The sequence below is a fragment of the Streptomyces sp. KLMMK genome (assembly GCF_036961605.1).
GTDB lineage: Bacteria > Actinomycetota > Actinomycetes > Streptomycetales > Streptomycetaceae > Streptomyces > Streptomyces telluris.
Genome location: NZ_JBAMDC010000227.1, coordinates 1 through 11,053, shown reverse-complemented (window position 1 = coordinate 11,053; position 11,053 = coordinate 1). Strand labels below are relative to the sequence as shown.

Annotated in this window: 9 protein-coding genes; 7 read left to right on the top strand and 2 right to left on the bottom strand. The window is 73.5% G+C overall.

What is annotated here, in order from left to right:
* The 4 genes from V7793_RS25615 to V7793_RS25600 form a co-directional block, all read left to right on the top strand.
* On the top strand, positions 1-793 hold a 793-nt coding region (locus V7793_RS25615), incomplete at its 5' end, for an NYN domain-containing protein (protein WP_336010348.1).
* 218 nt (positions 794-1,011) lie between these two features.
* A complete protein-coding gene (locus V7793_RS25610; protein WP_336010346.1) occupies positions 1,012-2,085 on the top strand; it encodes a C40 family peptidase in 1,074 nt (357 codons plus the stop codon).
* Between the two features lie 236 nt (positions 2,086-2,321).
* Positions 2,322-3,392 carry a C40 family peptidase gene (locus V7793_RS25605; protein WP_336010344.1) on the top strand — a complete coding sequence of 357 codons (1,071 nt, stop codon included), beginning with the start codon at positions 2,322-2,324 and terminating at the stop codon, positions 3,390-3,392.
* A gap of 146 nt (positions 3,393-3,538) precedes the next feature.
* Positions 3,539-4,747 (top strand): hypothetical protein, encoded by a 1,209-nt coding sequence (locus V7793_RS25600; protein WP_336010350.1) that lies wholly within the window; start codon positions 3,539-3,541, stop codon positions 4,745-4,747.
* 268 nt (positions 4,748-5,015) lie between these two features.
* Here V7793_RS25600 and V7793_RS25595 read toward each other — a convergent pair whose 3' ends face one another.
* Positions 5,016-6,254, bottom strand: coding sequence for a glycosyltransferase family 87 protein (locus tag V7793_RS25595; protein ID WP_336010342.1), 1,239 nt, complete (start codon positions 6,252-6,254; stop codon positions 5,016-5,018).
* A gap of 146 nt (positions 6,255-6,400) precedes the next feature.
* On the opposite strand from V7793_RS25595, the gene V7793_RS25590 reads away from it, so the two are divergent.
* The gene (locus V7793_RS25590) at positions 6,401-7,543 is read left to right on the top strand and encodes a glycosyltransferase family 4 protein (protein ID WP_336010340.1); all 1,143 of its coding nucleotides are present in this window, start codon (positions 6,401-6,403) and stop codon (positions 7,541-7,543) included.
* Between the two features lie 87 nt (positions 7,544-7,630).
* Here V7793_RS25590 and V7793_RS25585 read toward each other — a convergent pair whose 3' ends face one another.
* Positions 7,631-9,427: an AMP-dependent synthetase/ligase gene (locus tag V7793_RS25585; RefSeq protein ID WP_336010339.1), complete on the bottom strand. Its 1,797-nt coding sequence runs from the start codon at positions 9,425-9,427 to the stop codon at positions 7,631-7,633.
* Positions 9,428-9,719: 292 nt separating this feature from the next.
* On the opposite strand from V7793_RS25585, the gene V7793_RS25580 reads away from it, so the two are divergent.
* Both V7793_RS25580 and V7793_RS25575 read left to right on the top strand, forming a co-directional pair.
* Positions 9,720-10,481 carry a metallophosphoesterase family protein gene (locus V7793_RS25580; protein WP_336010338.1) on the top strand — a complete coding sequence of 254 codons (762 nt, stop codon included), beginning with the start codon at positions 9,720-9,722 and terminating at the stop codon, positions 10,479-10,481.
* A 68-nt stretch (positions 10,482-10,549) separates the two neighbouring features.
* Positions 10,550-10,999 (top strand): SRPBCC family protein, encoded by a 450-nt coding sequence (locus tag V7793_RS25575; RefSeq protein WP_336010336.1) that lies wholly within the window; start codon positions 10,550-10,552, stop codon positions 10,997-10,999.
* The last annotated feature ends 54 nt before the right edge of the window (positions 11,000-11,053 follow it).

Genomic DNA, 11,053 nt, shown 5'->3' with positions numbered 1-11,053 from the left:
GCGCAAGCTGCGCAGCGCGGTCGCCGACGTGCGCCGCGGCGAGGCCGCCCTGCGCAAGGCGGAGGCCGAGCTGGAGTCCGTGCGGGCGGCCGGTGCGGCCGAGAAGGCCGCCGCGCTGGGGGAGACCCGCCGGCTCAAGGCGCGGCTGTCGGAGGCCGAGGCCGCACTGGAGGCGAGCCGCCGGGCGGTGCGCGAGGGGCGCAGCGTGGAGGACATGCGCCTGCGGCTGCTGCTGGACACGGTCCTGGACGCGGCGCAGGGGCTGCGCCGCGAACTGGCTCTGCCGCCCGCCTCCGTGCACCCCGCGGACACGGTGGACGCCGTGGAGCCGGGCCGGATGACCCCGAAGGACATCGCCACGCGCGCCTTGTCCGAGACCGATCCGGCGCTGCTGGACCAGCTGCTGGCGCTGCCTCAGGCACACCTCGTGGTCGACGGCTACAACGTCACCAAGACCGGCTATCCGACGATGCCGCTGGACAAGCAGCGGCTGCGGCTGCTGGGCGGGCTCGCCATGCTGGCCGCGCAGACGGGCGCCGAGGTGACCTGCGTCTTCGACGGGGCCGAGCTGGCCGCGCCCGTGCTGCTCGCGCCGCCGCGCGGCGTGCGGGTGCTCTTCAGCAAGCCCGGGGTGACCGCGGACGAGCTCATCCGCCAGCTGGTGCGGGCCGAGCCGCCGGGCCGTCCGGTCGTGGTGGTCTCCACCGACCGCGAGGTCGCCGACGGCGTCGCGAAGGCGGGCGCCCGGCCGGTGGCATCGGCCCTGCTCCTCAAGCGACTTGCCCGTACCTGACCGTCAAGCCGTCATCACCGGCTGTGTCACGTTGGTAAAGCTTCTGTTGAGGCAGAAGATTTTTCTGATGAGAATTTGAACGGATCAGTCGGGGGTCACTAAGGTCGGGCCTCGAACCTTCACCCGGTCGATCATCCATTCGGGGTGACGGTGAAGGTCCCGCCCGAACCGTGCCCTCCGGCGTGCGGTGGCGGCCGAGGAAGAAGGAGCCCGTCTCCGTGGCGTCCCACCGTCGACCCAAGCAGCCGGGCCGCGCCCGGGTGACCGTGCTGACCGCGACCGCGACCGCGGCCGCGGCCGTCGCCCTCACCTCGCAGGCCGCGCACGCCGATCCCAAGGCCTCCAAGGCGGAGGTCAAGGAGAAGGTCGACAAGTACTACGAAGAGGCCGAGCAGGCCACGGAGAAGTACAACGGGGCCAAGGAGAAGCAGGACAAGCTCGACAAGCAGGTCACCGATCTCCAGGACAAGGTCGCCCGCGGCCAGGAGGAGATCAACAAGCTGCGCAACAGCCTCGGTTCGCTGGCCACCGCGCAGTACCGCAGCGGCGCCGTCGACCCCTCGCTGCAGCTGCTGCTCTCCTCCGACCCGGAGAGCTACCTGGAGAAGGCCTCGACGCTCAACCAGGTGAGCGCCAAGCAGGCCGACACCCTCAAGCAGATCTCCGAGAAGCAGCGCGCGCTCAAGCAGCAGCGCCAGGAGGCGACCGGCAAGCTCAAGGACCTCGCGGAGACCCGCAAGGTGCTGGGCGAGCAGAAGGAAGCCGTCCAGGAGAAGCTCGCCGCCGCCAAGGAGCAGCTCAACACCCTCACCGCCGCGGAGCGTGCCGAGGTCCTCGGCGAGAAGGAGAAGGCCGACGGCGCCAAGGGCGGCGAGGAGCGCGCCGGCCGCGCCGGCGGCGGCAGCAGCCGCCCCGACCTCGGCAAGGACGTGCCCACCTCCGGCCGCGCCGCCGCCGCGCTCGCCGCCGCCCAGGGCAAGATCGGCGCCCCCTACGTGTGGGGCGCGACCGGCCCCGGCTCCTTCGACTGCTCCGGGCTGACCGGCTGGGCGTACGCGCAGGCCGGCGTCACCCTGCCGCGCATCTCCCAGGACCAGGCCAACGCGGGCACCCGCATCTACGACCAGAGCCAGCTCAAGCCCGGTGACCTGGTGCTCTTCTACGGCGACCTGCACCACATCGGCCTCTACGCGGGCAACGGCCAGACCCTGCACGCCCCCAAGCCGGGCGCCAACGTGCGCTACGAGTCGATGGGCAACATGCCCTTCCAGTTCGGCGTCCGCATAGGCTGACGACTGGGCCGAATGGCTGACCCGCCGCCCGTTCGGGCGAATCGCGGTGGCCCTCGCTGACATTGCGCCCCGCCGGTGACCTGCGTCTCCGGCGGGGCGTCCGCATTCCCGTCCCATTCCCACCCCGCGAGGTCTTTGAACACGGGGTGAGCACGCCGCTACTGTCTGGCGCTGCGGCACCGGCGCGCCGGGCAGACCGCGCCCACAGTGCAGCAAGGAAGGGAGTGCGGCAGCCCGTGGCGTCCCATCGCCGTTCTTCGCAGTCCGGTCTCACCCAGACCGTCCGGGTCACCGTCCTGTCCGCCGCCGTGGCCACGGCCGCTGCCGCGATGGCGCCCCCGGCCGGAGCGCGGCCCAGCGACACCGCCCGCGACGACCGGTCCCGCGGGACCGTCAAGTCGCAGGTCGACCGGCTCTACGAGCAGGCCGAGCGGGCCACCGAGAAGTTCAACGAAGCGGGCGAGCGCGCCGGCGAGCTCCGCAGGAAGGTCGCCGAGGCCACCGACCGCGTCGCCCGCGGCCAGGAGCGCGTCAACCACATGCGCACCGCCCTCGGCATGGTCGCCGCCGCGCAGTACCGCAGCGGCGCCGTCGACCCCGCCCTGCAGCTGCTCCTGTCCTCCGACCCCGACGGCTACCTGGACCGCGCCGCCACCCTCGACCGTGTCTCCGACCGGCAGAGCGAGCAGCTCAAGGCCCTCACGGAGGCCCAGCGGGCCCTGCGCCAGGAGCGCAGCGAGGCGGCGCGGATGCTCGGCGAGCTGGAGCGGACGCGCAAGGCCGTCGAGGAACACAAACGGCAGGTCGAAGGGAAGCTCGCCACCGCCCGCCGCCTGCTGAACGCCCTGCCGGCGGCCGACCGGGAGGCCTACGCCCGCGCCTCGCGCTCGGACGGCACGCGGCAGCTGGAGCGCTCGGACGGGGGCGCCCTCGGCGGCCTGAAGGACCTCGCCGCCGCCTCCGCCCGCGGCGCCGCGGCCGCCATGGCCGTCCGCTCCGCCGTCGGCTCGCCCTACGCCTGGGGCGCGACCGGGCCCGGCGCCTTCGACTGCTCCGGGCTCATGCAGTGGGCGTACGGGCGGGCCGGGGTCGGTCTGCCGCGCACCTCCCAGGCGCAGCGCAACGCCGGACGGCACGTCCCGCTGTCCGAGGCGCGCCCCGGGGACCTCGTCATCTACCGCGACGACGCCAGCCACGTCGGCATGTACGTCGGGGGCGGCCAGGTCGTCCACGCGCCCTACCCCGGCGCCCGGGTGCGCTACGACCCGGCCAACATGATGCCGATTTCGTCGGTGACCCGGCCGTGATCACGTCCTGAACGCGCCCCCGGGGGCGCACGGCTCGTACGATGCGGGACGTGACGGGCCGGTGGTGGTGGAGCGGACGCGGGGGCACACGAGCGGGCGGCCGCGGGCCGGCCCGCCGGGCGGCGTGCTGCCTGGCGGCCCTCCTCATGGCCCTCCAGGCCGGGCTGACCGGCTGCTCCGGAGGGCTCTCCGGGGGCTCCGACGCCCGCGAGCGGGCCTTGCAGGGGCTCCTGGACCGGTGGGCCGCCGCGGTCCGCGACCGCGACGAGAGCGCCTTCCTGGGCGCCGTCGACCCGGCCGCCGGGAGCTACCGGGAGGAGCAGCGCCGCCTCTTCGCCAACCTCGCGGCCGTCCCGCTCGCCTCCTGGGACTACCGCCTCGTGCGCACGGGCGGCTTCACCCCCGCGCCCGGTGACGGCCGGCGGGTCGCCGCCGAGGCCGAGCTGCGCTACCGGCTGGCCGGCTACGACAGCGCTCCCGTCACCGCCCGCAGCCGGCTGACCCTCGTCGAGCGCGACGGGCGCTGGTACGTGGCCGCCGGCTCCCGGCGCGGCGGGCACCAGCTGTGGGAGCAGGGGCCCGTGACCGTCGTCCGCGGCGAGCGCAGCCTCGTCCTCGGCGTCGGCCAGGACCGCGAGCGGCTGCGCGCCCTCGCCGACCTCGCCGACAAGGCCGTCCCGGCCGTGGGCGCGGCCTGGCGGGCCGGGTCGCGCGAGTGGCCCGGCCGGGTCGTGGTCGAGATGCCCGCCTCGCTGGCGCGCATGGCCGCGCTCCTGGACTCGCCCGTCTCCAACTACCGGGGCATCGCCGCCGTGACCACCGGCGAGGCGGGCGGCTCCGGCGCCGCTGCGCCCGCGGACCGCATCATCGTCAACCCCGAGGCGTACGGGGTGCTCGGCGCGTTCGGGCGGCGCATCGTGCTCACCCACGAGACCGCCCACGTGGCCACCCGGGCCAGGACGACGAAGGCCACGCCCCTGTGGCTGTCCGAGGGCTTCGCCGACTGGGCCGCGTACCGCGGCACCGGCCGCACCGTCCGCCAGGCCGCCCCCGAACTCTCCCGCGCGGCCGCCGCCGGCACCCTCCCCGACCGGCTGCCCGGGGACCCCGAGTTCGGCTTCACCGGGGAGGCGGGGCGGCTCGCCCGCGCGTACGAGGAGGGCTGGCTGGCCTGCCGCCTGATCGCCGACCGCTGGGGCGAGGAGAAACTGGTCGCGTTCTACCGCGCGGTGGGCTCCCACGCCCGCCGTGACGGGGCCGTCGAGACCGCGCTCCGCTCTGTCCTGGGCGTCTCGCCCGAGGAGTTCACCCAGCGGTGGAGGGCGTACGTCGGGGAGCAGTTCGCCTCGGGCTGAGGGGGCTCGGCACCGCCGGTCCGCGCCGCGGAGGTTGTTCGCCGTCGCGGCGGGATCTTCTTGCCTGCGGCAAGATGCCCGGTCGGCGAGGCCGTCGGCCGCCGGCGCCTCTCGGCAACAGGTGGCCGAGAGGCGACGGGCTCTCACCTCCGCCGCAGCGGCGAGTCCCCCCCCCCGGAGGTGACCGGCGGTGCCGGACCTGACTCAAGCCCCGGAGCGGCACCGGTGCCGGACCCGGGCACGACCTCCGCGGAGCGGCACCGGCGGTCTAGCCCGCCAGCAGAGCCGGTTCCTTCTCCGCGGGAGGGTCGTCCGGTGTGTCGGACGCCCCCGGCAGGGACACCGTCTCCCGCCACAGGCGCGTGCACGACACCAGCGTCGCCACGACCAGCAGCCCGTTGCGCAGGGTCAGCGTCGCCACGCCCAGCTTGTCGCTGGCCACCACGTGCGAGAACCAGATCGGGAACTCCAGCTGGGTCAGCGGGGCGGCCAGCAGGACCAGGGCGATGGGCAGGCGCTGGCGCGTCGTGCCCATCGTGAGGCACACCGCCGCCAGCCCGAGCAGCCAGACGACGTACTGCGGGCTGATGACCCGGCTGGTCGTGGTGAACAGCAGCACCGACGCGAACGCCGCCTCGTACGGCGTGCAGGCAGTGAACCTGCGCGCCCGTACGCGCCACAGGAGCAGCCAGGCGAACGCCACCACGCTCAGCACGAGCGCGAGCCGGCTCACCGTGTGGACGTAGGGGCCGAGGAACTCCACCGAGCCGTAGTGCAGCCGCGCGTGGCCGTGCCAGCCGGCGTGCCGCCCCAGGTGGAAGACCAGCGATCCCAGGGACTCCACCTCCGTGCCCCGGTCCCGCTGGAAGGTCAGGAACGCCAGCGCCCCCGGCATGGTCGCCGCGAACGCCAGCCCGAGCACGGCGGCCGTCATCGCCGCCGCGCCCCACGCCTCCCGCGTACGGGGCCCCCGCGGCGTGCCGACCAGCAGCAGCACCGGCCACACCTTCAGCAGCGCCCCGAAGGCCGTGAGCGCCCCCGAGAGACGGGTCCGGCGCCCGGCCGCGAGGAGGGCGGCCACGGCTACGGCCGTCACCATCACGTCGTAGCGGGCGTAGACGATCGGGCCGAGCAGCGGGACCCCGGCCACCCACACCCATACCCCGGCGGCGCGGCGCCGCCCGCCCCGCACCGCGTACAGCAGCAGCGCGTAGACGACCGCGTCGGCGACGAGGCACACCACGAAGAAGGCGGGGGCGTAGTCGAGGAAGGGGAGCAGGCCGGGGGCGAGCACGGCGAAGGCCGCGGCGGGCGGGTACTGCCAGGTGACGTCGTCGTAGGGGAAGGTGCCGGTGCTCAGCACCCCGTACCAGCCCTGGTAGATCACCTCGATGTCGACGGAGACGTCCGACCCCGGCATCACCCACACCCGCAGCACGCACATCAGCAGCACGGCCCGGGTGACGGCCCACGCCGCGAACGAGAGCCGCAAACCCCTGCCCGCCATCACTCACCTCGCCCTTCACGGTCACTACACGCTGTACGCGCGCCGCTACTGCAAGGCATGATGCCGTTCCGGCGGGTCCATACGCCGTGACGTGGCGGGACGGGGCCCCGACTGCCCCCGATCGCACCCGGTACTGTCGGACGGCGATGGACAAGACTCTCGTCGTCACCAACGACTTCCCGCCCCGCCCCGGCGGCATCCAGGCGTTCCTGCACAACATGGCGCTGCGCCTGGACCCGTCGGGCATCGTCGTCTACGCCTCCACGTGGAAGCGCGGCCAGGAGGGTGCGGAGGCCACCGCCCGCTTCGACGCCGAGCAGCCGTTCACGGTCGTCCGCGACCGCACCACCATGCTGCTGCCGACGCCCCGGGTGACCCGGCGCGCCACCGGCCTGCTGCGCGAACACGGCTGCACCTCGGTGTGGTTCGGGGCCGCGGCCCCGCTCGGGCTCATGGCCCCGGCGCTGCGCCGGGCGGGCGCCCGCCGGCTGGTCGGCACCACGCACGGGCACGAGGCCGGCTGGGCGCAGCTGCCCGCGTCGCGGCAGCTGCTGCGGAGGATCGGCGAGGGCACCGACACCCTCACCTACCTGGGGGAGTACACCCGCTCGCGGATCGCCTCCGCGCTGACGGACGAGGCGGCGGCCCGGATGGTGCAACTGCCGCCCGGCGTGGACGAGAAGACCTTCCACCCCGGCTCCGGCGGCGACGAGGTCCGCGCCCGGCTCGGCCTCGCGGACCGCCCCGTGGTCGTGTGCGTCTCGCGGCTGGTGCCGCGCAAGGGCCAGGACACGCTGATCCTGGCCATGCCGCGGATCCTGGCGGCCGTTCCGGACGCGGTGCTGCTCATCGTCGGCGGCGGACCGTACGGGGACGACCTGCGGCGGCTGGCCGAGGAGACGGGCGTCGCCCACGCCGTCCGCTTCACGGGCGCCGTGCCGTGGGAGGAACTGCCCGCGCACTACGGGGCGGGCGACGTCTTCGCCATGCCCTGCCGCACGCGCCGCGGCGGCCTCGACGTCGAAGGCCTCGGCATCGTCTACCTGGAGGCGTCGGCGACGGGCCTGCCGGTGGTCGCCGGCGACTCGGGCGGGGCGCCGGACGCGGTCCTGGAGGGCGAGACGGGGTACGTGGTGCAGGGCGGTTCGCCGGCCCTGGCCGCGGACCGCATCGTGACGCTGCTGCGGGACCCGGAGCTGCGTGCGCGCATGGGTGCGCGGGGGCGTCAGTGGGTGGAGGAGAAGTGGCGCTGGGACCTCCTGGCCGAGCGCCTCAAGGCCCTGCTCTGACAAGCCTCCTCGGAGGTGCCGGATGTGCCGGAGGGGCCGGATGCCCTCGCATCCGGCCCCTCCGGCACATCCGGGGAGAGGGCGGGCTCAGCCGCGGTAGATCGCCTCGATCTCGTCCGCGAAGTCCTTCGCCACGACGTTCCGCTTCAGCTTGAGCGACGGCGTCACGTGGCCCGACGCCTCCGTGAACTGCGCGGGCAGGATGCGGAACTTGCGTACCGACTCCGCCTTGGAGACGGCCGCGTTGCCGTCGTCGACGGCCTTCTGCACGTCCGCCAGCAGGTCGGCGTCCTCGGCCAGTTCGGCCGGCGTCATCCCGGCGGGCTTGCCGTGGTCGGCGAGCCAGCGCGGCAGGAAGTCCTCGTCGAGGGTGACGAGCGCGCCCACGAACGGGCGGGCGTCGCCGACGACCATGCACTCGGCGATCAGGGCGTGGGCCCGGATGCGGTCCTCGATCACGGCCGGGGCGACGTTCTTGCCGCCCGCGGTGACGATGATCTCCTTCTTCCGGCCGGTGATCGTGAGGTAGCCGTCCTCGTCGAGGGTGCCGAGGTCGCCGGTGTGGAACCAGGCGTCGGACATCGCCTCCTCGGTGGCCGCCTCGTTGTTCCAGTAGCCCTGGAAGAGGTGCTCGCCGTGCAGCAGCACCTCGCCGTCGTCGGCGATGCGCACGACGGAGCCGGGCAGCGGCTGCCCGACGGTGCCGATCTTCGGCCGGTCCCAGGGGTTGAACGCGGTCGCGGCGCAGGACTCGGTCAGGCCGTAGCCCTCCAGGACCGTGAAGCCGATGCCCCGGTAGAAGTGGCCCAGGCGCTCGCCCAGCGGCCCGCCGCCGGAGATGGCGTGGGTGGCCCGGCCGCCGAGGACGGCCCGCAGCTTGCCGTAGACGAGCTTGTCGAAGACGGCGTGCTTGATGCGCAGGCCCAGGCCCGGCCCGGACGGGGCGTCCAGGGCCCGGCTGTAGGCGATGGCGGTGTCCGCGGCCTTGTCGAAGATCTTGCCCTTGCCGTCGGCCTGGGCCTTGGCGCGGGCACCGTTGTAGACCTTCTCGAAGACGCGCGGGACGCCCAGGATCAGCGTCGGGCGGAAGGAGGCGAGCTCGTCCGTCAGGTTGCGGATGTCGGGCACGCAGCCCAGGCGGATCGGCGCGAGCATCGCGGAGATCTCCACCAGGCGCCCGAAGACGTGGGCGGTGGGGAGGAAGAGCAGGACGGACGAGTCGCCCGTGTTGAACAGCGGCTTGAGCCGCTCCACCGCATTGCCGCACTCCGCGAAGAACGCGCGGTGGGTGAGGACGCAGCCCTTGGGGCGGCCCGTGGTGCCCGAGGTGTAGACGATGGTCGCGGGGGAGTCGGCGTTCGCGAGACCGCTGCGCTCGTCGACCTCCTCGTCCGTGATGCCGGCCCCGGCCTCGCGCAGCTTCGCCACGGCGCCGGCCTCGATCTGCCAGACGCGGGCGAGCTCGGGCAGCCGGTCCTTGACGGACTCGACGGCCGCCTCGTGGTCGGCGGTCTCGACGAGACAGGCGACCGCGCCGGAGTCGCTGAGGATCCACTGGATCTGCTCGGGCGAGCTCGTCTCGTACACCGGCACGGTGACGCCGCCGGCGCTCCAGATCGCGAAGTCCAGCAGCGTCCACTCGTAGCGGGTGCGGGACATCAGCCCGACCCGGTCGCCCGGCCGCACACCGGAGGCGATCAGGCCCTTGGCCGCCGCCCGGACCTCGGCGAGGAACTGCGCCGCACTGACGTCCTCCCACCGGTTGCCGGCCTTGCGGCCTATGACGGCGACGTCGGGGCGCTGCGCGGCGTTGCGGCGGATCAGATCCGTCAGGTTTCCGTCCGCAGGGACCTCATAGAGGGCCGGAAGGCTGAACTCGCGCAAGACTGCTGCTCCTCGTCGGGCGCCGGCGCCGCCGCGTCTTCGAGGGGCGCTGCGTCGGCTGCGGTCCATGATCAGGCAAGGGGGGTAGTGGACTGCCCGGACGTTACCCACCAGTACGGCTTTCGAATAGGGGGCTGCGCCCAGATGTTCTCTGCGTCACATGCCGCGGGACTGCTCCCCGCACCCTAGCCGGTCCGTTTGGTGACCCGGAAGTAACCACAGAAGTAACCGCAGGTCGCAGCCCTTCCGGTGGCTGCGCCGCAGCGCCTAGGGTGATCGGCATGGAGGCGGTATGAGGGTTCATGTGGTCAGCGACGTGCACGGCAACAGCACGGCCCTCGCCCGGGCGGGCGACGGGGCCGACGCCCTGATCTGCCTGGGCGACCTGGTCCTCTTCCTCGACTACGCGGACCACTCGCGCGGCATCTTCCCCGAGCTCTTCGGCGTGGAGAACGCCGACCGCATCGTCGCGCTGCGCACCGCGCGCCGCTTCGACGACGCCCGTGCGCTGGCGCGGAGCCTGTGGCACGGCATGGACCGGGACTCCGCCATCGAGAGCGCCGTCCGCAAGCAGTACACCGAGCTCTTCGCCGCATTCCCTGCGCCCACGTACGCCACGTACGGAAATGTCGACATCCCTCGTCTCTGGCCGGAATTCGCCCGGGAGGGCACGACCGTCCTGGACGGGGAGCGGGCCGAGATCGGCGGACTCGTCTTCGGTTTCGTCGGCGGCGGCCTCCCCTCGCCCATGCGCACCCCCTACGAGGTCTCCGAGGAGGAGTACGCGGCGAAGGTCGCGGCCCTCGGTGAAGTCGACGTCCTCTGCTCGCACATCCCGCCCGACGTGCCCGAACTCTGCTACGACACCGTCGCCCGGCGCTTCGAGCGCGGCAGTTCCGCCCTCCTCGACGCCATCCGCGCCACGCGCCCCCGGTACGCGCTCTTCGGCCACGTCCACCAGCCGCTCGCCCGCCGGATGCGGATCGGGGGGACGGAATGCGTCAACGTCGGCCACTTCGCCTCCACGGGAACACCCTGGGTGCTGGAGTGGTGACGGGCGCCGCGAGGTAGCCTTCAGCGGCAAGACCCCAGGCGGCGGACCGGTACGGAGGAGCCACGGAGATGGCGGAACACACCAGCTCGAGCATCACGATCGAGGCGACCCCTGCCGAGGTGATGGCCGTGATCGCCGACTTCGGCCGCTACGCGGAGTGGACCGGCGAGGTCAAGCAGGCCGAGGTGCTGGAGAAGGACGAGCAGGGCCGCGCCACGCAGGTGCGCCTCGTGCTCGACGCGGGCGCCATCAAGGACGACCACGTGCTGGCCTACAGCTGGCCTGCAGAGAACGTGGTCAGCTGGTCGCTGGTGAAGTCGCAGATGCTGCGCCAGATCGACGGCTCCTACAGCCTCAAGCCGGCCGCGGGCGGCAAGCACACCGAGGTCACCTACCAGCTCACCGTCGACGTCAAGATCCCCATGCTCGGGATGATCAAGCGCAAGGCGGAGAAGGTCATCATCGACCGCGCCCTCGACGGCCTCAAGAAGCGCGTCGAGAGCGGCGCGGCCTCCTGACCCCCCGCCGCTGACCGCCTTACGTACGTTCACCGCTGGAGGCTCCCCCCTTGC

Coding starts and splice junctions, on each gene's coding strand:
- V7793_RS25580 (WP_336010338.1), top strand. CDS start 9,720: ATGAGGGTTCATGTGGTCAGCGACGTGCACGGCAACAGCACGGCCCTC.
- V7793_RS25595 (WP_336010342.1), bottom strand. CDS start 6,254: ATGGCGGGCAGGGGTTTGCGGCTCTCGTTCGCGGCGTGGGCCGTCACC.
- V7793_RS25590 (WP_336010340.1), top strand. CDS start 6,401: ATGGACAAGACTCTCGTCGTCACCAACGACTTCCCGCCCCGCCCCGGC.
- V7793_RS25575 (WP_336010336.1), top strand. CDS start 10,550: ATGGCGGAACACACCAGCTCGAGCATCACGATCGAGGCGACCCCTGCC.
- V7793_RS25600 (WP_336010350.1), top strand. CDS start 3,539: ATGGCCCTCCAGGCCGGGCTGACCGGCTGCTCCGGAGGGCTCTCCGGG.